Consider the following 20,418-nt stretch of genomic DNA (forward strand, 5'->3'; position numbering starts at 1 on the left):
TTTCACCTCGCCACCCTAGGAATCGTCCCGAAACGATCCATCCGTGACGGGTTGGGCGACAGGACAAGGGATTTTCATGGCCAAGACCATCCTGGTCGTTGACGACGATCCGACCCAGCGCCGGTTGATCCAGGCCGTGCTGGAGCGGGACGGCAACGCCGTGGTCCATGCCGCCAGCGGCGGCGAGGCCATCGACCGGATGACGCGCGGCGGCGGGGCCGACCTGATCCTGCTGGACATGGTCATGCCCGAGATGTCGGGGCTGGAATGTTTGGCCGAACTACGCAGCGCCGGGATCAATGAGCCGGTGATCGTCCTGACGGCCAACGGCGGCATCGACATGGTGGTCAAGGCCATGCAGGCCGGCGCCCAGGACTTCTTCGTCAAACCGGTGGGCCCGGAACGCCTATTGGTCGGCGTGCGCAACGCCATGCAGATGAAGCGCCTGACCGCCGAGGTCGGGCGCCTGACCAAGCGCGTCCAGGGCCGCACCAGCTTCGACGATATCGTGGGCGACAGCCCGCCGATGCGCATGGTCAAGGCGTTGGGCGCCCGGGCCGCCAAATCCTCGATCCCCGTCCTGATCACCGGCGAGAGCGGCGTCGGCAAGGAGGTCATCGCCCGCGCCCTGCACGGCGCCAGCGACCGGGCCGGCAAGCCCTTCGTCGCCGTCAACTGCGGCGCCCTGCCCGCCAATCTGATCGAATCCATCCTGTTCGGGCATGAGAAGGGCGCCTTCACCGGCGCCGTGGACAAGACGCTGGGCAAGTTCCGCGAGGCGGACGGCGGCACCCTGTTCCTGGACGAGATCGGCGAACTGCCGCTGGACATGCAGGTCAAGCTGCTCCGCGCGCTGCAAGAGGGCGAGATCGATCCCGTGGGCGGCAAACGCCCGGTCAAGATCGATGTGCGCATCGTCTCGGCGACCAATCGCGACCCCGCTCAGCAGGTCAAGGACGGCGCCTTCCGCGAGGACCTGTTCTATCGCCTGAACGTCTTCCCGATCGAGGCCCCGTCCTTGCGTGACCGGCGCGAGGACATCGCGCCCCTGGTCGATCACTTCATCGCCCGCTTCAACGCCGAGGAGGGCAAGCGGATCGCCGGATGCGCGCCCGAGACCCTGGCCTTGCTTCAAGGGTTCGACTGGCCCGGAAACGTGCGACAGCTGGAAAATGCAGTGTTCCGCGCCATTGTGCTGGCTGATGCGCCGTTCCTTCAGCCGCACGATTTCCCGGCCATCTCCGGCGTCGCCGCGCCCATGCCCGACGCCCAGCCCCTGAAGGCCGCCACAGCCGCCGGCGCTCAGACCGACGCCGCCGCGCAGGTCGATCAGCCGATCCGTATCCTAGACGAGCGCGGCCATCTGCGCACGCTCGAGGACATCGAACGCGACCTGATCCAGCACGCCATCGAGGTCTATGCAGGGCACATGAGCGAGATCGCGCGCCGCCTCGGCATCGGCCGCTCGACCCTGTATCGCAAGGTCCGCGAACAGGGCCTGGAAGGTCAGCTCAAGGAAGCGGGTTGAGTCTCTCGCAATTTATGGGGTGAGCTGATCACTCCGACGGCTTCCTGCCCCACCGCCGTTTCGGCTCTTCGCAATTGGCCTTGGCGGTGATCTCTTTGAGCTTGCGGCCCTGCATGGCCGAAAGAGCCTGGCCCGGCGCGCCCTTTTCGGGGTCGGCGAAGGCGCGGCCGTGGGTCTTAACGCGCTCGCTGACCGAATCGATGAATTCGCCTTCCCATTCGGACAGGGAAACGCCTGCCTTGTCCGCCGCGCGGCGAGCGCGTTTCAAAGCGTTCAGCGCGGCGCGTTTGGCGGCCTCGCGCTGTTGCTCGAAGGGGCTTGGCGCGGGCTTTTTTGTAGCGCTACCGCCCTTCAGGCTGCTTGAGCGCAGCTTGGATGCGCCATCGCCTTTTAGGCCGCCTGACCGCGACAGCCCGCCTCCTGGCTTGAAGGGGGTGCGCTTCAAGCCGGGTCAGCCTCAGATCTCGCCGAGCGCCGACAGATAGAGGTCCAAGATGGCGTCCTCTTCCTGGCGCTTGGCCTTGTCCTGCTTTCGGATGCGGATGACCTTGCGCAGGATCTTGACGTCGTAGCCCTCGCCCTTGGCCTCGGCGAAGACCTCCTTCATGTCGGTCATGACGGCCTGCTTGTCCTCTTCGAGGCGTTCCAGGCGCTCGATGATGGTGCGCAGACGGCCCTGGGCCGTCGCGTTGAGAATGTCGGGACCACCGTCGAACGAGGCGTCGTCAGCCATGAGGCATACTCCAGAAATCAGGCGCGGACGCTAACCCTGCGGACAGGCGCGCGACAACCGCGAACACGAAAAAGGCCGCGGACAGAAATCCGCAGCCTGTGGATCGTCATCTTTCAAGCGCGCTATCGCCCTTCGGGCGGCTTGAGCGCGATCCAGCGTGCGCACGCCGCCGAAGCGGCGCGCAGCGAACGCTGCTTAGCCCTGCTTCGCCTTGAAGCGCGGGTCGGTCTTGTTGATGACGAAGACGACGCCCTTGCGACGCACGACCTTGCAGTCGCGGTGGCGGGTCTTCAGCGACTTGAGCGAGCTACGGACCTTCATGGTCGGACGTCCTGAAAGAAACCAATAAGAAAGCCGCTGACCCGGTCGGATCGCGGCGGAGGCGGTCGTATAGAGAGAGGGGTTCGGAAGGTCAAGCCGCCAAAGGCCGAAACCGCAGACAACCCAGTCGCCGTCTGCCTGGCGACCCCTTATACTTCGCGTGCTCAAGCAGCCCGAAGGGCGATAGCACACTTAGAAAACTATGGAGGCCTGACCTCCGAGTCGAACGGAGGGTTTACGGGGTTGCACGCCCGCCGCGTCGCCGCTCCGCCATCAGGCCGTCAGAGCTGGTGCGTCATTACGACACACACGTCTAAGGCGTCCAATACAAAGGTGGTTAACGGCGCGCCTTACACCCGAGCGGGGAACAGTGAAGCAACGCATTCGCGCCGCGCGCGCTTTAGGGCGTCGAAATGGCCGTTCGCGCGGATGTCATTTCGTGTCTGACCCCGGGGGCTTTAGTTTGAATCTCATGCGCTTTTCCTATCGCCTTCTTCTCATCGGCTGCGTCTCGGCCTGCGCGCCCATGTTGCCGGAGCCGCAGGTCAGCCTGCCGGCGCCCCAGCCCCAACCGCAAACAGGCGCCACCGTCGCAACGCCGGCTCCCGCGCCGCAGACGCCGCCTCTGGCCGCCTATGACCAGCAGGGGTTCGAGGGCTGGAAACAGGGTTTCCTGGCGCGCAAGGGCGGCGCCCGACGCGCGGACTACGCCCGCGAGCTGGACGGCCTGACGCCCGATCCGACCGTGGTTCGCCTGGACCGCAACCAACCCGAATTCTCCAAGCCCGCCGGCGCCTATGTGCAGAACGCGGTGACCCCCGTGCGAATCGCCCAGGCGAAGCAGCGGATCGACCGGGTGCCGTGGTCGGCGGTCCAGCGGTTCGGCGTGCCCAGCGAAATCCTGGTCGGCGTCTGGGCGCAGGAAAGCGCCTTTGGTCAGGTCCAGGGCGACTATGACGTGATCCGGTCGCTGGCGACCCTGGCCTATGACGGGCGTCGGCGCGACTGGGCCGAGGGCCAGCTGAAGGATGCGCTGGACATCGTCGTGGACGGCCGACGCGAGCGTGCGGGCCTGAAGGGCAGCTGGGCCGGGGCGATGGGCCAGACCCAGTTCATGCCCGACAACTATCTGCGCCTGGGCGTGGACCAGGACGGCGACGGCAAGGTCGACATCTGGCGCGACGACGCCGACGCCCTGGCGTCCGCCGCCAACCTGCTGGCCCAGGCCGGATGGAAGCGCGGTCAGGGCTGGGGCTACGAAGTCACCCTGCCCTCCAACTTCGACTATGCCGAGGCGGAAGGGCCAAAGCACAACTGGGCCTATTGGGCGGCCAAGGGCGTGCGCCTGGCGCAAGGCGGCACGCCGAACGGGGCCGAGGCGCTGGAAGAGGCGACCATCCTGCTGCCGCAGGGCGCGAACGGTCCGGCCTTCCTGGCCCTGCCGAACCACTATGTTATCCGCCGCTACAACAACTCGGTGTCCTACGCCCTGGCCATCGGCCTGACGGCGGACGGGATCATGGGCAAGCCGGGGCTGACCAAGGCCTGGCCGAACGATCCGTCGATGTCGCGCGAGCAGCGGATCGGGGCGCAGCGCGCCCTGACGCAGCTCGGTTACGACACCCAGGGCGTCGACGGGGTGATCGGCTCCAACACCCGCGCGGCCCTGCGTCGCTGGCAAATCGCCAACAACAGGATCGCCGACGGCTATCTGACGCCGGCGCTGGCGGATGAGCTGATCCGCCGGGCGAACTGAGGCTGTAAATCCGGGCATGATTCGGCGCTCCTGCCTTTCACGGGCGGAGGGATGGAGGGCTGGGCGGAGCGCCGGGCCTTCGCCCGGAGTTTGGTTTTAGAGTTACCGTTTCGACGAAGGGTATGACGCTCCGCGCGGGTGGTCGGCCTGCAAGCTCGGGGCGTCGAGCGGTGGCGGTCTTATCGCCTAACCCCATAAGCCTGCGACGGGTCGGCGGGGTCTGCGAAACCCCGTCCCGAGTGCGATCGAGTATCCCCCTCGACCCTCCGACACCGCTCCATGAGTCGATGTCAGCGCGAGCCGTTTCAGACCCGCTCCCGTTCCATCCGCTCCCGCCGCCGCAAGGTCGCAGGCCAGGCGAGCCCTCCGGTGCGACGGGACGGGTCTAGAATACGCGCGTTTCGGAGGGGGGATGGGAGAAGGGGGACGTAAATCGACAAGCGATTGGATTCGCTGGGAATGAACCAGCGGCATTGTGATGGCTGGGGTACAATTCACGCCCAAAAATCCGTCATCCTCGGCCTTGTGCCGAGGACCCACGGTCAGGCGGACGCGAATATCCGAGTGGCGCACAGCGGTTCGTGCGCCACACCCAGTGATCGTACGACGGATAAGTGGGTCCTCGGCACAAGGCCGAGGATGACGGACTTTAAAGAGAGACGAGACGCTTGAGGGTCTTCGGCTGCCGTTCGCCACAAGCATTCCTCCTTCCCTTGGGAGAGAAGGATTAGACCCTACCCCTTCACGCGCCAGGTGGCGCCGTCGGGGCCGTCCATGACGACGACGTTCAGGGCGTTGAGGCGGTCGCGGATGCGGTCGGCCTCGGGCCAGTTCTTTTCGGCGCGGGCGGCGGCGCGTTGTTCCAGCAGGGCCTCGACCTCGGCCTTCAGGGCGGGATCGCCGCCTTCGAACCAGGCGTCCGGCGTCAGCGACAGCACGCCGAGCAGACCGGCCGCTTCGGCCAGGCTCCAGCGCGCCATGGCGACATCGTTGATATCGGCCTCGGCGTCGTTCAGCAGCTCGCGCAGGGCGTTGCCCAGCCCGAACAGCTGGGCGATCGCGCCCGGCGTGTTGAGATCGTCCTCAAGCGCGTCCAACACCGGATCCAAAGCGTTCTCGGCCAGCTCCATCTCGGCCTCGTCCAGCGTGGCGAAGTCGAAATCGGCCAGGGCCGCATCGGCGTCGCGCAGGACGCCATACAGCCGGTCCAGGTTCTTGCGGCTCTGATCCAGCAGCCCCTGGTTCCAGTCCAGCGGCTGGCGGTAGTGGGCTGACAGAAGCGCCCAGCGGACGACTTCGCCGGGCATGGCCTGGACCAGGTCGTGCAGCAGCAGGACGTTGCCGATCGACTTGGACATCTTCTCGGCGTCCACGGTCAGAAAGCCGTTGTGCATCCAGTAGCGGGCGTATTCGTCATGGGCCTGATCGCCATGAGCATGGCCGTGGGCGCAGACGCCCTGGGCGATCTCGTTCTCATGATGCGGGAAGACCAGGTCGATGCCGCCGCCGTGGATGTCGATAGGCAGGCCCAGCGTCTTCTCGATCATGGCTGAGCATTCGATGTGCCAGCCAGGACGCCCCTCGCCCCACGGCGAAGGCCAGGACGGTTCATCGGCCTTGGACGGCTTCCACAGGACGAAGTCGTGCGGGTTCTTCTTGTAGGGGGCGACCTCGACGCGGGCGCCGGCGATCATGTCGTCTAGGTTCCGGCCAGACAGCGCGCCGTAGGCCTTGTAGGACGAGACATCGAACAGGACGTGACCCTCGGCCGCATAGGCGCAGCCGGCGTCGACGATGGCCTGGATTTGATCGACGATGGCCGGGATGTAGTCAGTGACGTGGGGCGCGATATCGGGCGGCGAGACGTTCAGCAGGCCCATGTCGGCGAGGTAGGCGGCTTCGTAGCGGGCCGTGACCTCGCCGATCGGCACGCCTTCGCGCGCTGCCTTCTGATTGATCTTGTCGTCCACGTCGGTGACGTTGCGGGCGTAGATCACATGGTCGGCGCCATACGTCCGGCGCAGCAGACGCACCAGGACATCGAACACCACCGGCGGGCGCGCATTGCCGATGTGGGCGTAGTCATAGACCGTGGGGCCGCAGACATAGAGGGTCACACGATCCTTGTTCCGGGGCTCGAACAGGCGCTTTTCACGGCGCAGGGTGTCGTGGATGTGCAGCGGCATGGATCAGTCTTTAGCGGGTTTTCTTGCGGGACGGACGGTCTGTCCCATATAGCGGCCTGATATACAGTCCCGACGGATTGTAGAAGGTAAACCGGGCGACCCGCCCGCCCCGGCCGGAAATCGAGTTCATGAGCGTCACCACCGCCAAGCCCGTCCTCGTCAGCGACGACAGTGTTCAACGCCCGTCGCGCGAACAGGCGCTGGAGGCCGTGCGCACCCTGATCGCCTGGGCCGGCGACAATCCCAACCGTCCGGGCCTGATCGATACGCCCAAGCGGGTGGTGGACGCCTATGGCGAGTGGTTCGACGGCTATGACGCCGATGCGGGCAAGGAGCTGAGCCGCACCTTCGAGGACGTGACCGGCTATGACGACATGGTCATCCTGCGCGACATCGAGGTCGAGAGCCACTGCGAGCACCACCTGGCCCCGTTCCTGGGCAAGGCCTACGTCGCCTATCTGCCCGGTGAGAAGGTGGTCGGCATCTCCAAGCTGGCGCGGGTTGTCGAGATCTATGCGCGGCGCCTGCAGAACCAGGAAACCCTGACCAACGACATCATCGAGGCCATCGAATCGCACCTGCAGCCGCGCGGCGTGGCGGTGCTGGTGGACGCAGAGCATCAGTGCATGACCACGCGCGGCGTGCATCATCGGCACGTTTCGACCATTACGACCCGCTTCACCGGCGCCTTCAAGGACGATCCTGCCCTGGCGGACCGTTTTTTGAAGCTGGCCAAGGCCTGAAGGCCGAACCGTCGTCCCTCTGTCGTGTATAATTGACGTTCGGGAACGGCAGATCGTTTAGAACCGCTTTACAAGCCCGCATCGGGACGCCAAGAACCGATCAAGCCTTCGGGCGATCCATAGGGAAATGTCGGCGCGGAACGCAGCCGGCGAGTAACGGAGACGAGCATGGCTGCGAAGATCGGCGGTTCCGGTGGGGACAAGCACACGATCGAACAGACGGCGGATATCAACATCACGCCGTTCATCGACATTCTGCTGGTGCTCATGATCATCTTCATGGTCGCCGCGCCGATGGCGACCGTCTCGATCCGTCTGGACCTGCCGCCCGCACAGCCGCCCACCAATCCGACCGAAGAGAAGGAACCGGTGTACATCACCATCCAGGAAAACGGTCAGCTGTTCCTGTCGGACAAGCAAACCTCGATCGACAACCTGGCCACTGACGTCTGCACCGCCCTGGGCGGCGGCGCCTGCCAGGAAGAGCGCGTCTTCGTCCGCGCCCAGCCGGAAGTGAAATACTCGCAGTTCATGGAAGTCATGAACAAGATGCAGGAGAACGGTTTCTTCAAGGTCGGCCTGCTGAACGAAGACATCGAATAGGACCTTCGTCCTTTCCAGGATTGGGGCCGCGTTCCGAAAGGGACGCGGCCTTTTTCTTTGCCGAAAGACTTGCCGGATCGATCGACTGCACCCTTGATGCCGCATCGATTGTTCGAGGAGTCCGCCCATGCGTCGTCGCACCTTCCTGTCCGCCCTGCCCGCCGGTGCGCTGGCGGCGACCGCAGCCCAGGCCCGGCAGGCCTCTCCCGCCGCCAGGCCGACCGAGGCGGCCCCTGCGCCCACACCTTTTTCGCCTCGCCCGACCGACCCCTATGCCGGCGTCGGCATCGGCGACCGGATTTCGGGACCGAAGTTCATGGGGCGCTCGACCGTATGGGGCGCGAACGGGGCGGCGGCGACGGCGCATCCGGCGGCCAGCCTGATCGGCATCGACACCCTAAGACGCGGCGGATCAGCCATCGATGCGGCCATCGCCATCAATGCGGCCCTGGGCTTTCTGGAGCCGGTCGCCAACGGCATCGGCGGCGACGCCTATTGCATGCTGTGGGACCCCAAACAGAAGAAGGTCGTCGGGCTGAACGGCTCGGGCGCCAGTCCGCGGGGCCTAAGCCTGGAGGTCGCGCGATCCAAGGCCATCGACGGCTATCTGCCCCGCTATGGCGCGGTGACGGTCAATGTGCCGGGCACGGTGGACGCCTGGTGGAGCGCGCATCAACGGTACGGGAAGCTGCCGTGGAAGGATGTGCTGCTGCCGGTCGCCGAGCTGTGCGAAAAGGGCGTGCCCGTGCCCCAGGTCATCGCCTACTATCTGGAACGCAACATGGCTTCGTTTAATCGGGGCCAGATCCCGATCGAGGAAAACGAGAACCGAAAGCGCATCTGGGCCGCGAGCGGCGCAACGCCGAAGGTGGGCGAGGTCTTCGCCAATCCCTATCTGGGCAAGACCCTGCGGATGATCGCAGAGGGCGGGCGCGACGCCTTCTATGACGGTCCCATCGCCGATCAGATCGAGGCCTATTTCAAGCGGATCGGCGGCTGGATGACCCGCGCCGACCTGGCGGCCCACCACACCGAATGGGTCGAGCCGATCCGGACTGAGTATCGCGGCGTGGACGTATTCGGCCTGGGACCGAACACGCAGGGTCTGAGCACCAACCAGATCCTGAACATCTGCGAACAGTTCGACCTGAAATCCATGGGCTTCCAGTCCGCCGCCTCGCTGCACGTCCAGGCCGAGGCCAAGCGGCTGGCGTTCGAGGACCGGGCGCGCTGGTTCGCCGACGACCGATTCTCCAAAACGCCTGTCGAATGGCTGAACTCAAAGGCCTATGCGGCCGAGCGGGCCAAACTGATCCGGCCCGATCGGGTCATGGACCGCGTCATGCCGGGCGATGCGCCGCACCACGGCGACACCACCTATTTCAGCGTCGCCGACGCGGACGGGATGATGGTCAGCTGGATTCAGTCCAACTATCGCGGCATGGGCTCGGGCTTGGCGCCCGACAACGGCTCCGAACCGCTGGGCTTCATGTTCCAGGACCGGGGAGAGCTGTTCGCCCTAAGCGACGGCCACCCCAACATCTATGCGCCCGGCAAGCGTCCGTTCCAGACGATCATTCCCGGCTTTGCGGTCAAGGACGGCGAGCCGTGGATGGCGTTCGGCGTCATGGGCGGCGCCATGCAGCCCCAGGGCCAAGCCCAGATCATCATCAACATTGTCGATTACGGGCTGGAGCCTCAGGCGGCGGGCGACGCCCCGCGCTGGCAACACTATGGCTCGTCCGAACCGACGGGCCAGCCCCAGGAAGGGACCGGCGTGCTGCATCTGGAAAGCGGCGTGCCCGAGGCGACCAAGGCCCAGCTGCGCGCGATGGGCTGGACGCTGGGTGAACCTGACGGCGGCTTCGGCGGCTATCAGAACGTCATGAAACAGATGAACCGCAGCGGACGCTGGACCTATGGCGCGGCGACCGAGATGCGCAAGGACGGGATCGCGCTGGCTTATTGAAGTTGGCCTACTGATGTTGAGCGACCGATGACCCACGACGAGGTCCGCGCCCTTCTGCTCTCGTTTCCCGGCGTGGAGGATGGCGTGTCCTATGGCGAGCCGTCGTTCAAGGTCGCGGGCAAGTTCTTCACCTGGATGCGCCCGGCGCTGGACGACAGCATCGTGGTGCATCTGGACAATTTGGATGAGCGCGAACTGCTGATCGAGATGGACCCGGCGACCTTTCACTTCACCGACCACTATCGCGATCATCCCATCGTCCTGGCGCGCGTCGCCAGCGTCGATCCCGTCTGGCTGAGGGCGGCGCTTGAGAAGCGATGGCGTCGGATCGCGCCGAAAAAGCTGTCCAAGGCGCATCCAGACCTTATCGGAGCGGGGTCGGGCGCCTAACTACGCCCCTCAAGCGAACCCAGCCCAAGGAGCGCCCCATGGCCTATGGCGACCAACCCACGATCACCGTCGACGGTATCGAAATCCCCCTGCTCGGATTCGGCACCTGGCAGCTGGAGCCGGACGATGCGCGGCGCATGGTCGCTGAGGCGCTGCGGATCGGATACCGCCACATCGATACGGCCTGGATCTACAAGAACGAAAAGGCGGTCGGCGAAGGCATTCGCGACTCCGGCGTGGCGCGCGAGGACATCTTCCTGACCACCAAGATCTGGGTCGAGCATTTCACCCACGACGCCCTGCTGAAACAGGCCAGGGAATCGGCCGACAGCCTGGGCACGACGCCGGACCTGCTGCTGCTGCACTGGCCCAAGACGACGCCGACGTTCGAAGAGACGCTGGGCGCCCTGAACGAGGCCAAGGACCAAGGCCTGACCAAGTCGATCGGCCTGTCCAACTTCCCCTCCAAGGAATTCCGCCAGGCGCAGAGCCTGTCCAAGGCGCGTCTGCTGACCGATCAGGTCGAGCATCACCCCTATCTGGGGGTCGATCAGCTGGTGGCGACGGCGGCCGAGCTGGGGTCGTCGATCACCGCCTGGTCGCCGCTGGCGCAGGGCAAGATCGCCGACGACGCCACGATCAGCGAACTGGCCAAGGCGCATGGCAAGACCAACGGCCAGATCACCCTGCGCTGGCTGATCCAGCACGGGATCATCGCCATCCCGCGCACGACCAAGGAGAGCCGCGCGCGCGAGAACTTCGACATCTTCGACTTCGCCCTGACGGACGAGGAGATGCAGCGGATGGACGCGCTGGATCGCGGCGAACGACTGGGCGACTGGCTGGACCCGGCGTTCGAATGGGACAAGACTGCCGCCTGACCGACAAGGGAGGCGCCGGTGTTTCGCAAGCGGGACCAGCCCAGGCTGTGGCGTGCGACGTTCGCCGTCGTGGGCTGGACCGCGCTGGCGCTTCAATATCTGCTGATGATCGCGCCGGCCCAGGGCTGGACCGTGCTCGAACGGACGATCAACTACTTCAGCTTCTTCACCATCCTGACCAACATCCTGGTCGCTCTGGCCTTTACCGGGCCGCTGCTGGGTGAAGGATCCCGGCTGGCCCGCTGGTCCGCCAGCGAAGGCGTCAGGGCGGCCGTCGCCATGTATATCGTGGTGGTCGGGGTGGTGTACCACTTCCTGCTGCACCCCTATTGGAACCCGACCGGCTGGTCGCTGGTGGTCAATCTGGTGCTGCACTACGTCATGCCGGCCGTCTTCGTGCTGGACTGGCTGTGGTTCAGCCCCAAGGGCCGGCTGCGCTGGATCGATCCGGCGAAGTGGCTGGCGTTTCCGCTCGTCTACGGCGGCTGGACCCTGGTTCATGGATTAGCGACACGCTGGTGGCCCTATGGCTTCGTCAATGTGGATCAACTGGGGCTGGTCCGGGTCGTGGTGATCTTCGGCGTGCTGCTGGTGTTTTTCCTGATCGTCGGGCTCGGCCTCGTCGGGCTGGACCGGCTGTTTGGTCGCGCGACGCGTGACAGAGGGGCCACTCCCGCCTAAGCGTCGCGGCATGGCCTACAAATCCCTGCGTGACTTCATCGACCAGCTGGAAGCCAAGGGCGAGCTGGTGCGGGTGTCCGAACCTGTCTCCACCGTGCTGGAGATGACCGAGATCCAGACCCGGCTGCTGAGGAACGGCGGACCAGCGGTGCTGTTCGAAAAGCCGGTCATGCCGGACGGCACGATCAGCGCCATCCCCTGCCTGGCCAATCTGTTCGGCACGGTGAAACGAGTCGCCATGGGGGTGACGCTGGAGGGCAAGGACCGGACGACGGCAGGCGAACTGCGCGAGGTCGGGGAGCTTCTAGCCTTCCTGAGAAACCCGACGCCGCCGCGCGGGCTGGGCGACGCGATGGAGATGTTGCCGCTGATGCAGACCGTCCTGTCGATGCGGCCCAAGACGGTGAAGAAGGCGCCGGTGCAGGAGGTGGTGCTGAAGGGCGACCAGATCGACCTGACCGCCCTGCCCGTCCAGTCGTGCTGGCCCGGCGAACCGGCGCCCCTGATCACCTGGGGCCTGGTCGTGACCAAGGGGCCGTCGGACGTCCGCGAGGACGACTTCAATCTGGGCATCTACCGGATGCAGGTGCTCGGCAAGGACAAGGCCATCATGCGCTGGCTGGCGCACCGGGGCGGGGCGCAACACTACGCCCGGCACAAGAAGGCCCGGCCCAAGGAGCCCCTGCCCTGCGCCGTCGTGCTGGGCGCTGATCCAGGCACCATCTTGGCCGCCGTGACGCCGGTGCCGGACACCCTGTCGGAATATCAGTTCGCGGGCCTGATGCGGGGCGCCAAGGCCGAGCTGGTTCCATGCAAGACCGTGCCACTGATGGTGCCGGCTCAGGCCGAGATCGTGCTGGAGGGCCATGTCCTGCTGGACGAGTTCGAGAACGAGGGCCCGTACGGCGACCATACCGGCTATTACAACTCGGTCGAGAAATTCCCGGTATTCAAGGTCAGCGCCATCACCATGCGCCGCGACCCCATCTATCTGACCACCTTCACCGGCCGGCCGCCGGACGAGCCGAGCGTGCTGGGCGAGGCGCTGAACGAGGTGTTCATTCCCCTGCTGCGCCAGCAGTTTCCCGAGATCACGGACTTCTGGCTGCCGCCCGAGGGCTGCAGCTATCGGATTGCGGTGGTGTCGATGAAGAAGGCCTATCCGGGCCATGCCAAGCGGGTGATGCTGGGCGTCTGGAGCTATCTGCGCCAGTTCATGTACACCAAATGGGTCATCGTCGTGGACGACGACATCGACGTCCGGGACTGGAAGGACGTCATGTGGGCCATCTCCACCAAGATGGACCCGGCGCGCGACATCACCGTGATCGAGTCGACGCCCATCGACTATCTGGACTTCGCCAGCCCCGAGAGCGGCCTGGGCTCCAAGATCGGGCTGGACGCCACCGACAAATGGCCGCCCGAGACCAAGCGCGAATGGGGCGAGGAAATTCGCATGGACGAGGCGGTCGTCGAACGGGTCAACGACCTATGGGGCCGTCTCGGCCTGCCGGGTGACGGAACGCCGATCTGGAAATAAGCTTGGCTTTTGGTCACGCCGGGGGGCGATGTGAGCGCGTTCGAGTTCTTCTTCAGCTTTTACGGCCTGCTGCTGGGCCTGTCCGTGGCCGAACTGGTCGGCGGATTCGCGCGGGTGCTGCATGAAAAGCGGCGGATTCGGTTCGGCTGGCTGACGCCGATGCTGGCCCTGTTCGTGGCGATCGACATCGCCACCTTCTGGAACCAGGCCTGGGTCATCTTCCGCGGCGCGCCGTTCAACACCTTCGTGCTACTGGTTTCGCTGGCCATCGCCGCGACCTTCTATGTCGCCGCCAGCGTGACTTTCCCCCGCGTTTCGGCCGAGGGCAGCGACCAAAAGATCGATCTGGACGCGCATTTCTGGTCGCATCGGCGACTGGTGTTCAGCTGCATCCTGGCGGCCAATCTGATCGTCGCGGTGATCGTGATCATCCTGGCCCAGCTCAATCCCGGCTTCGCCAAGATCGCCGGCTCGGTGCGGTTATGGGTCGGGGTCGCCATCTTCGTGATCGGAACGGCGACGGCGGCGTTCGCACCGTGGCGCAGGGTTGCGGTCGGCGCCCTGGTCGTCGTGCTGCTGTACAGTGTCTGGCAGATGGGGAACGCGGCGGCCCTGCTGCTCAAGGCCGGCGGCTGGGCGCCCGCGCTGGGCGGCGGCGGGTGAAACCTTGTCAGGGCCGCGCAATCGGCTCACGAAAGGCCATGCAGTCCCCTCTTCTGGTTTCGGCGCTGGTCGCCGCCCTTGCCTGTAGCGTGAGCCCCGCCATGTCCCAGACGCTTTCCAACACCGCCCCTTGGGATCAAGCCTTCCTGCCGCCCGCCCCCGCCTGGGACGGCGCGTCCAAGGCCCTGCTGCGCGATGCGTCTGATCCGTGGGTCACGGCGTTCGAGGCCGATCCGGGCCATGACTTCAGCCCCAACTATGTCGACACCCGCGCCTGGTTCGATCGTCTGGATCAGGCCAGCGATCTGATCCGCATCGAGCAGTTCGGCGTCTCGCCCGAGGGCCGGCCCATCTATGCGGTGATCGCCTCCAAGGATGGGGCCGCCTTCGATCCGGCCAAGCCGGTGCTGATGATCCAGGCCGGCATTCACCCCGGCGAGATCGACGGCAAGGACGCGGGCATGATGCTGCTGCGCGACATCGCCGTCTATGGGAAGGACGCCCTGCTGGACGGGGTCAATCTGATCCTGATCCCGATCCTGAGCGTGGACGGGCACGAGCGTTCCGGCCCCTATTCCCGGCCCAACCAGCGGGGCCCGCGCATCCAGGGCTGGCGCAATACGGCGACCAACCAGAACCTGAACCGCGACTATCTGAAGCTGGACCAGCCGGAGATGCGGGCTGTGCGCGGCCTGATCCTGAAATACCGGCCGGACCTTTATGTGGACGTCCACGTCACCGACGGGATGGATTACCAGTACGACGTCACCTACGGCTTTAACGGCGAGGACGGGACCTTCAGCCGCTCGCCGAACGGCTCGGCCTGGCTGGATTCGGTCTTCAAGCCGGCGATGAACGCCGCGCTGGAACGCGAGGGCCACATCCCCGGCGAGCTAGTGTTCGGCATCGACGACGATGAACCCAAGAAGGGCCTGTCGGACGGCGGTCTGGGCGAGCGGTTTTCCAACGGCTGGGGCGCGGCCGCCCATGTGCCGACGATCCTGATCGAGAACCACAGCCTGAAGCCGCACGAACAACGGGTGCTGGGCACCTATGTCTTCATCGAGGAGGCGATGCGTCTGCTGGCCGATCAGGGCGCCGGTCTGCGCGCCGCGACCGATCAGGACAAGGCCCTGCGTCCGGCGCAGATCCCCGCCAACTTCGAGGCCGACGAGACGCCGTCGTCCACCCGGCCCTTCAAGGGCATGCTGTACGAGACGTATGACAGTCCCGCCTCAGGTCGGAAGGAGAACCGCTGGCTGGGCCAACCTGATCCCGACCTGTGGCAAATGCCCTTCTATGGCTCCAAGCCGACGCTGACTTTGACGCGGCCGACGGCCTATTGGGTGCCGGGCTATCGCACCGACATCATCGAGCGGCTGAAAACGCACGGGATCGAAATGGAGACGGTCGAGGCTGCGCGCACCGTGAACCTTTCGATGCTGCGCCTGGTCGAGCCCAAGCTGGCGACCCGCGCCAATGAAGGTCACGTGCAGGCTTCGGTGAAGACGGTGGAGGTCGAGAAGCGCGACTGGACGTATCCGAGCGGCTCGGTGCGGGTGCCTACCGATCAGCCGTTGGGCGACATCATCGTGCTGCTGCTGGAGCCGCAATCCAGCGAGAGCTTCTTCGCCTGGGGCATGTTCCCCGAGGTGATGAGCCGCGTCGAATACATCGAGGCCTACGCCATCGCGCCGCTGGCGGACAAGATGATGGCGGCGGATCCCGCGTTGAAGGCCGAGTTCGAGGCCAAGGTGGCGGCCGACGCCACGTTCGCCGCCGATCCGCAGGCGCGTCTGGCCTGGTTCTATGAACGCACGCCCTTCTATGACGACCACTATCTGCTCTACCCCGTCGGGCGCGAGGACTGATCGATGACCACGCCGCTGATGTACGCCGTCCAGGCCGCCGCCCTGTGGAGCGGCCTGCTGATCCTGATGATGCTGGTCTTGTCGGGCATCGTGGTCAGCGGACGGCGAAAACACATGGTGTCGTTCGGCGACGGCGGAAACGCGGATCTGATGGCCGCCAGCCGCGCCTTCGGAAATCTCGTGGAATATGCGACGCCAGGCATGATCGCCATGCTGCTGCTGGCCGCCGTCGGCGCGCCGGCCTGGATGGTCCACGGGGTCGGCGCGACGCTGTTCGTCGGCCGGGTCGCCCATGCCCTGGGCCTTTTGCTGCAGACCGGGCCGTCGCTGGGTCGCGTCGTCGGCATGCTGCTGACCTGGGTGGCGCTGCTGACGGCGGCTGTGGGCCTGATCGCCTTCGCCGTCGTCTGACGCGGTTGCGGTGCAGCAGGTTGCGGTGCAGCGGGGCGTCAGCCATATCGGGGCATGACTGAAACCCTGTCCGCGCCCGTTTCGACCGATCTTCTCAACGACATCGTCAAGGCCGCGCTGAAGGCCGGCGCCGACGCCGCAGAGGCGGTCAGCGCCGATCGCCGATCCCTGTCGGTCGGGGTGCGCAACGGCAAGCTGGAAGACGTCGAACGCGAGGAATCGCGTGATCTGGGCCTGCGCGTTTTCGTGGGCCGAAGGCAGGCGTCCGTTTCGGCCTCGGACCTTTCGCCCGCGACCCAGGCGCGGCTGGTCGAGCGGGCCGTGGCCATGGCGCGGCTGGCGCCGGAAGATCCCCACGCGGGTTTCGCTTCCGAAGATCGACTGGCGCGGGGGCCGTTCATCGATCTTGACCTGTTCGATCCGAGCGAACGCACCGCGGAAACTCTGGAACAGGTCTCGGCCGAGGCCGAGGCGGCGGCCTTGGCGGTCCCCGGCGTGGCGCGGTCGGAAGGCGGACACGCGGGCTGGTCGTCCAGCCGCTGGCGGCTGGTGACCTCTCACGGGTTCGACGGCGCCTATGAAGGGTCGGCCTTCTCGCTGGGCGTCGGCGTCATCGCCGAAAAGGATGGCGCGATGGAGCGCGGCGGCGAGAGCCGTTCGACCCGCCATCTGTCCGACCTGCCGGGCGCCGACCTAATCGGCCGCACCGCCGGCGAGCGCGCCGTGGCCCGCGTGGGGCCGCGCAAGATCGCCTCCACCACTGCCCCGGTGATCTTCGACAATCGGATGGCGGGCCAGATCGTCTCTCCGGCCATCGGGGCCATTTCCGGCCCGTCCATCGCGCGCGGCACCTCCTTCCTGAAGGACCGCATGGGTCAGCGCGTGTTCGCCGAGGGCGTCACCCTGATCGACGATCCGTTCCGCCCGCGCGGCATGGGATCGACCCCGTTCGACGACGAAGGCGCAATGGTCCACAAGCGCGCCCTGTTCGACGACGGCGTCCTGACCACCTGGTTGCTGAATAGCGCATCGGCCCGACAACTGGGCCTGGAAACCACCGGCCATGCGTCGCGGGGTCTGGCCGGGCCATCCGGCGTCTCGACCCACAATCTGCATATGGAACCGGGCGAGCGGGATCTGGCGGGCCTGATGGCCGACGCCGGGACCGGCCTGTTGGTGACGTCGATGTTCGGCCCGTCGCTGAACGGCAACACCGGCGACTGGTCCGCCGGGGTGTCGGGCTTCTGGTTCGAGAACGGCGTGATCGCCTATCCGGTCAGCGAGGTCACGGTCGCGGGCAAGCTGACTGACCTGTATCTGCGTATCGAGCGCGGTTCAGACCTGGAGTTCCGGGGCGGGTTCAATGTGCCCAGCCTGATGTTCGATGCGGTGGCCATCGCGGGCAAATGATCGACTTGCACGCCGACCTCGACCTGATCCGCCAGGCGGCCATCGACGCCGGGGCGCTGGCCATCGCCGAGCGTGAGGCGGGGCTGAAGATCGAGGCCAAGGTCGGCGGTTCGCCCGTCACCAGCGGCGACCTGAAGGTCGACGCCATGCTGAGGGACCGGCTGCTGTCGGCGCGACCCGACTATGGCTGGCTGTCGGAAGAGACGGCGGATACGGCCGAGCGTCTGTCGAAACTACGCATCTTCGTGGTCGATCCCATCGACGGCACCGTCGCCTACATGAAGCGGACGCCGTGGTGGTGCGTGCCCATCGCCGTGGTCGAGGACGGCGAGGTCGTCGCCGCCGTCATCCATGCGCCTGAGGTGGACGAGACCTATGTGGCGACGCGCGGCGGCGGGGCGCGACGTAACGGCAAACCCATCCACGCCTCGGATATCGATACGCTGGAGGACGCCTCGATCCTAGGCGATGCGCGACTGATCGAAGCGCCCTATTTCGCCGACGAACCCTGGCCGTCGATGCGGTTCGAGAAGCGCAACGCCCTGGCCTATCGGATGGCGCTGGTCGCCGCCGGCGCCTTCGACGCCGCCCTGGCCCTGACGCCGAAATGGGATTGGGACGTCGCTGCAGGCTGGCTGATCGCGACCGAAGCCGGCGCGAGGGTCAGCGATCACCACGGGCGGCCGTGGGCCTTCAACCGGCCGGATCCTCGTCAAGCGAGCCTGGTCTGCGCGGCCCCGATCATCCAGCCGATGATCGTGCGGCGCTGTAAAAACGTGCCGCTTTCGACCTGAGGTGGGGGCGGAAAAACCCCGGCCCACATTGATCCGAGGGCGTTCTCGGCCTATGCCGCGCGCAAACCTCCTCCCCCCAAGCCTTCCGGCCCAGCCTTCAGGATTTCCGATGACCAATCAGAACGCCGTCCCGCCGCAACTTCTGCACATCGTGATCGGCGGCGAGCTTCGTCACCTGGGCGAACCGACCTTCCGCGACCTGTCGCAGGTCGAGTTCGTCGGCGCCTTCGGCAGCTATGACGAAGCCAAGAAGGCCTGGAAGGCGCGCGCTCAGGCGACCGTGGACAACGCCCATATGCGCTATTTCATCCTGCACGCCCACAAGCTGATCGATCCGCGCGGCGACGCGGCCTGAGCCGAGGAATGAGTGCGACATCGAGGAGCCGAACCGGCTCCTCGATCCGACGTTTCGATCTGTAGGCGAGGACGACGATGAACCTGGAACCGCAACAGATCTTCCAACTGGTCAGCCTGCTAGCCGTGCTGGCCCTGTTCAGCTTTTCGCTGCGCGGCCACATCGACTACGCCCGCTGGTTCAAACGGTGGGAGGCCGACCGCAAGGCCCGCCGCGACGCTGAGCTGGCTGCCGAGGACCGCGCAAACGGCGAGGCCGGCGACGAACCAAAGACCGGCCCCTGGGGTTGAAGCCCCCTACTCCCGCCGCAGCAGCTTGTCGGTCAGCAGCGTGCCCCACCAGCCGGCCTTGAACTCGGCGCGTATGGCCTTGGGGTCGTAGTCGGGGCTGTCGACCCACTCGATGAAGCTGATGCCCTTTGGCTCGATCTCGTTGACGTATTTCTCCAGCGTATAGTCCAGCACGCCGGTCAGCCCCTCGCGCGAGTGCAGATATTTCTTCGAGAGCTGCTTCATGGCGACCGAGATCGGCTCGCCAAGGTGGAAGTGGCGATAGAAGACCGCCATCATGCCCGCCCGATCCGCGCCGGACTTGCAGTGGATCAGCACCGGATACTGGATTGTTTTGAACAGCTCGCGCGCGCGGTGGATGCGCACCGTCTCGGGCGGATCGCGCGAGTCCAGCGGCGCGTCGATCAGGGTCAGGCCCAGCCGCTCGCAAGCGTCCTTCTCCAGCCAGTAATAGCCTTCGTCGCGTTCACCGCGCAGGTTGATGACCGTCTTAACGCCCTTCTTTTTCCAATAGGCCAGCTGGCGCGGCGACGGCTGGTTGGTGCGCACCAGATCCGGGCCCAGCCAGTGGGCGTTGGAAAAGGCCACGCGCAAAAACGCGTGGTCGGCCCAGAAATAATGCCAATGCGCCCGAAAACGGCCCATCGCGGTCGAGAGGTCGAAGCGCGCCATGCCCGCCAGATAGCGATCCGACGCCGCCGCGTCATCCGATCTCGATCCTGATGCGTTGGAATGTTTGTCGAGACCGGAGAACACCCCGATGAGAACCCTCGCCGCAACCGTTGTCTTCGCCGCCAGCCTGTGGGCCGGCGCGGCCGCCGCCCAGACGCCGCCGCCTGAAGACCCCGCCCTGATCGCCTATCTGCGTGACCGGGCCAAGGAGGCGCTGGACACCACCCGCTATACGGCCGCGATCACGCCGGACGGGGCCATGACCCTGGTCTATCTGACAGGGCCGAACTGGTGCGGCTCCGGCGGTTGTCGGCTGCTGGTGCTGGACCGCACCGGCGCGACCTATCGCTCGGTCGGCGAGATCAGCGTCGCGCGCGCGCCGATCCGGCTGCTAGAGCGACAGACCCATGGCCGACGGGATCTGGGCGTCTATGTCGCGGGCGGCGGAATCACCGAAAGCTATGAGGTCGCCGTGCCGTTCGACGGGCGTCGATACGCGTCCAATCCGACGGTTCCGCCCGCCGTCAGGATCCAGGAAGCGCCCGGCGAAACCCTGATCCGCGCCGACGAGCCGGGCCGTGCGCTGGAACCGTCGCCGGACAAGCCTTGACTTGAACGGCG

The 20,418-nt window shown here is 66.0% G+C and carries 22 protein-coding genes; 17 read left to right on the forward strand and 5 right to left on the reverse strand.

Annotation, left to right across the window (positions count from 1 at the left end; genetic code table 11):
- Positions 1-76: 76 nt before the first annotated feature.
- Entirely contained in the window at positions 77-1,528 is a 1,452-nt protein-coding gene (locus tag GGC30_RS04925) for a sigma-54 dependent transcriptional regulator (protein ID WP_153922953.1), read from the forward strand.
- A 28-nt stretch (positions 1,529-1,556) separates the two neighbouring features.
- Here the strand turns inward: GGC30_RS04925 and GGC30_RS16475 are convergent, their stop codons facing one another.
- From GGC30_RS16475 to ykgO, 3 genes are all read right to left on the reverse strand, one after another.
- On the reverse strand, positions 1,557-1,883 hold the full coding sequence (locus GGC30_RS16475; protein ID WP_370451891.1) for a hypothetical protein: 327 nt from the start codon (positions 1,881-1,883) through the stop codon (positions 1,557-1,559).
- A 102-nt stretch (positions 1,884-1,985) separates the two neighbouring features.
- Entirely contained in the window at positions 1,986-2,261 is a 276-nt protein-coding gene (locus tag GGC30_RS04935; RefSeq protein WP_135195123.1) for a DUF2312 domain-containing protein, read from the reverse strand.
- Between the two features lie 195 nt (positions 2,262-2,456).
- On the reverse strand, positions 2,457-2,582 hold the full coding sequence (ykgO, locus tag GGC30_RS04940) for a type B 50S ribosomal protein L36 (RefSeq protein WP_008263184.1): 126 nt from the start codon (positions 2,580-2,582) through the stop codon (positions 2,457-2,459).
- 472 nt (positions 2,583-3,054) lie between these two features.
- Between ykgO and GGC30_RS04945 the strand changes: the two genes are divergently transcribed.
- Positions 3,055-4,338: a lytic murein transglycosylase gene (locus GGC30_RS04945; RefSeq protein WP_153922955.1), complete on the forward strand. Its 1,284-nt coding sequence runs from the start codon at positions 3,055-3,057 to the stop codon at positions 4,336-4,338.
- A gap of 734 nt (positions 4,339-5,072) precedes the next feature.
- On the opposite strand, the gene cysS is transcribed toward GGC30_RS04945, so the two are convergent.
- Positions 5,073-6,524, reverse strand: coding sequence for a cysteine--tRNA ligase (gene cysS / locus GGC30_RS04950; protein ID WP_153922956.1), 1,452 nt, complete (start codon positions 6,522-6,524; stop codon positions 5,073-5,075).
- A 128-nt stretch (positions 6,525-6,652) separates the two neighbouring features.
- On the opposite strand from cysS, the gene folE reads away from it, so the two are divergent.
- The 14 genes from folE to GGC30_RS05020 all read left to right on the forward strand — a co-directional run bounded on the left by folE (position 6,653) and on the right by GGC30_RS05020 (position 19,125).
- A complete protein-coding gene (gene folE / locus GGC30_RS04955) occupies positions 6,653-7,267 on the forward strand; it encodes a GTP cyclohydrolase I FolE (protein WP_153922957.1) in 615 nt (204 codons plus the stop codon).
- A gap of 168 nt (positions 7,268-7,435) precedes the next feature.
- The gene (locus tag GGC30_RS04960; protein ID WP_055753310.1) at positions 7,436-7,870 is read left to right on the forward strand and encodes a biopolymer transporter ExbD; all 435 of its coding nucleotides are present in this window, start codon (positions 7,436-7,438) and stop codon (positions 7,868-7,870) included.
- Between the two features lie 127 nt (positions 7,871-7,997).
- A complete protein-coding gene (locus GGC30_RS04965; RefSeq protein ID WP_153922958.1) occupies positions 7,998-9,839 on the forward strand; it encodes a gamma-glutamyltransferase family protein in 1,842 nt (613 codons plus the stop codon).
- A gap of 27 nt (positions 9,840-9,866) precedes the next feature.
- Positions 9,867-10,229 (forward strand): MmcQ/YjbR family DNA-binding protein, encoded by a 363-nt coding sequence (locus GGC30_RS04970; RefSeq protein WP_153922959.1) that lies wholly within the window; start codon positions 9,867-9,869, stop codon positions 10,227-10,229.
- A gap of 38 nt (positions 10,230-10,267) precedes the next feature.
- Positions 10,268-11,110 (forward strand): aldo/keto reductase, encoded by an 843-nt coding sequence (locus GGC30_RS04975; protein WP_153922960.1) that lies wholly within the window; start codon positions 10,268-10,270, stop codon positions 11,108-11,110.
- Between the two features lie 18 nt (positions 11,111-11,128).
- Positions 11,129-11,791: a Pr6Pr family membrane protein gene (locus GGC30_RS04980; protein WP_153922961.1), complete on the forward strand. Its 663-nt coding sequence runs from the start codon at positions 11,129-11,131 to the stop codon at positions 11,789-11,791.
- Positions 11,792-11,801: 10 nt separating this feature from the next.
- A complete protein-coding gene (locus tag GGC30_RS04985) occupies positions 11,802-13,331 on the forward strand; it encodes a UbiD family decarboxylase (protein WP_153922962.1) in 1,530 nt (509 codons plus the stop codon).
- A gap of 30 nt (positions 13,332-13,361) precedes the next feature.
- On the forward strand, positions 13,362-13,994 hold the full coding sequence (locus GGC30_RS04990) for a hypothetical protein (RefSeq protein ID WP_370451884.1): 633 nt from the start codon (positions 13,362-13,364) through the stop codon (positions 13,992-13,994).
- Between the two features lie 101 nt (positions 13,995-14,095).
- Positions 14,096-15,865, forward strand: a complete 1,770-nt coding sequence (locus GGC30_RS04995) for a M14 family metallopeptidase (protein ID WP_228763604.1) — start codon at positions 14,096-14,098, stop codon at positions 15,863-15,865.
- A gap of 3 nt (positions 15,866-15,868) precedes the next feature.
- Positions 15,869-16,276 carry an MAPEG family protein gene (locus tag GGC30_RS05000; protein ID WP_017505339.1) on the forward strand — a complete coding sequence of 136 codons (408 nt, stop codon included), beginning with the start codon at positions 15,869-15,871 and terminating at the stop codon, positions 16,274-16,276.
- 54 nt (positions 16,277-16,330) lie between these two features.
- Positions 16,331-17,686, forward strand: coding sequence for a TldD/PmbA family protein (locus GGC30_RS05005; RefSeq protein WP_153922965.1), 1,356 nt, complete (start codon positions 16,331-16,333; stop codon positions 17,684-17,686).
- Complete coding sequence (locus tag GGC30_RS05010; protein ID WP_153922966.1) at positions 17,683-18,480, forward strand: 3'(2'),5'-bisphosphate nucleotidase CysQ; 798 nt, start codon at positions 17,683-17,685, stop codon at positions 18,478-18,480. The genes GGC30_RS05005 and GGC30_RS05010 overlap by 4 nt, the downstream gene beginning before the upstream one ends.
- Positions 18,481-18,589: 109 nt before the next feature.
- Complete coding sequence (locus tag GGC30_RS05015; RefSeq protein ID WP_153922967.1) at positions 18,590-18,835, forward strand: DUF4170 domain-containing protein; 246 nt, start codon at positions 18,590-18,592, stop codon at positions 18,833-18,835.
- 77 nt (positions 18,836-18,912) lie between these two features.
- Entirely contained in the window at positions 18,913-19,125 is a 213-nt protein-coding gene (locus tag GGC30_RS05020) for a hypothetical protein (RefSeq protein WP_153922968.1), read from the forward strand.
- 6 nt (positions 19,126-19,131) lie between these two features.
- Here GGC30_RS05020 and GGC30_RS05025 read toward each other — a convergent pair whose 3' ends face one another.
- Positions 19,132-19,797, reverse strand: coding sequence for a tyrosine-protein phosphatase (locus tag GGC30_RS05025; protein ID WP_153923022.1), 666 nt, complete (start codon positions 19,795-19,797; stop codon positions 19,132-19,134).
- 88 nt (positions 19,798-19,885) lie between these two features.
- On the opposite strand from GGC30_RS05025, the gene GGC30_RS05030 reads away from it, so the two are divergent.
- On the forward strand, positions 19,886-20,407 hold the full coding sequence (locus tag GGC30_RS05030) for a hypothetical protein (protein WP_153922969.1): 522 nt from the start codon (positions 19,886-19,888) through the stop codon (positions 20,405-20,407).
- Positions 20,408-20,418: the final 11 nt, after the last annotated feature.

This window comes from Brevundimonas sp. SPF441 (assembly GCF_009661015.1).
In the GTDB taxonomy this organism is placed as follows: domain Bacteria; phylum Pseudomonadota; class Alphaproteobacteria; order Caulobacterales; family Caulobacteraceae; genus Brevundimonas; species Brevundimonas vesicularis.

Bases quoted from the DNA above. Each gene is read 5' to 3' on its own strand.
- GGC30_RS05000 (WP_017505339.1), top strand. From the start codon at position 15,869: ATGACCACGCCGCTGATGTACGCCGTCCAGGCCGCCGCCCTGTGGAGC.
- GGC30_RS05015 (WP_153922967.1), top strand. From the start codon at position 18,590: ATGACCAATCAGAACGCCGTCCCGCCGCAACTTCTGCACATCGTGATC.
- folE (WP_153922957.1), top strand. From the start codon at position 6,653: ATGAGCGTCACCACCGCCAAGCCCGTCCTCGTCAGCGACGACAGTGTT.
- GGC30_RS05025 (WP_153923022.1), bottom strand. From the start codon at position 19,797: ATGGCGCGCTTCGACCTCTCGACCGCGATGGGCCGTTTTCGGGCGCAT.
- GGC30_RS04965 (WP_153922958.1), top strand. From the start codon at position 7,998: ATGCGTCGTCGCACCTTCCTGTCCGCCCTGCCCGCCGGTGCGCTGGCG.
- ykgO (WP_008263184.1), bottom strand. From the start codon at position 2,582: ATGAAGGTCCGTAGCTCGCTCAAGTCGCTGAAGACCCGCCACCGCGAC.
- GGC30_RS04960 (WP_055753310.1), top strand. From the start codon at position 7,436: ATGGCTGCGAAGATCGGCGGTTCCGGTGGGGACAAGCACACGATCGAA.
- GGC30_RS05030 (WP_153922969.1), top strand. From the start codon at position 19,886: ATGAGAACCCTCGCCGCAACCGTTGTCTTCGCCGCCAGCCTGTGGGCC.
- GGC30_RS04995 (WP_228763604.1), top strand. From the start codon at position 14,096: ATGTCCCAGACGCTTTCCAACACCGCCCCTTGGGATCAAGCCTTCCTG.
- GGC30_RS05005 (WP_153922965.1), top strand. From the start codon at position 16,331: ATGACTGAAACCCTGTCCGCGCCCGTTTCGACCGATCTTCTCAACGAC.
- GGC30_RS04925 (WP_153922953.1), top strand. From the start codon at position 77: ATGGCCAAGACCATCCTGGTCGTTGACGACGATCCGACCCAGCGCCGG.
- GGC30_RS04975 (WP_153922960.1), top strand. From the start codon at position 10,268: ATGGCCTATGGCGACCAACCCACGATCACCGTCGACGGTATCGAAATC.
- GGC30_RS04945 (WP_153922955.1), top strand. From the start codon at position 3,055: ATGCGCTTTTCCTATCGCCTTCTTCTCATCGGCTGCGTCTCGGCCTGC.
- cysS (WP_153922956.1), bottom strand. From the start codon at position 6,524: ATGCCGCTGCACATCCACGACACCCTGCGCCGTGAAAAGCGCCTGTTC.
- GGC30_RS04985 (WP_153922962.1), top strand. From the start codon at position 11,802: ATGGCCTACAAATCCCTGCGTGACTTCATCGACCAGCTGGAAGCCAAG.
- GGC30_RS04970 (WP_153922959.1), top strand. From the start codon at position 9,867: ATGACCCACGACGAGGTCCGCGCCCTTCTGCTCTCGTTTCCCGGCGTG.
- GGC30_RS05010 (WP_153922966.1), top strand. From the start codon at position 17,683: ATGATCGACTTGCACGCCGACCTCGACCTGATCCGCCAGGCGGCCATC.
- GGC30_RS05020 (WP_153922968.1), top strand. From the start codon at position 18,913: ATGAACCTGGAACCGCAACAGATCTTCCAACTGGTCAGCCTGCTAGCC.
- GGC30_RS04935 (WP_135195123.1), bottom strand. From the start codon at position 2,261: ATGGCTGACGACGCCTCGTTCGACGGTGGTCCCGACATTCTCAACGCG.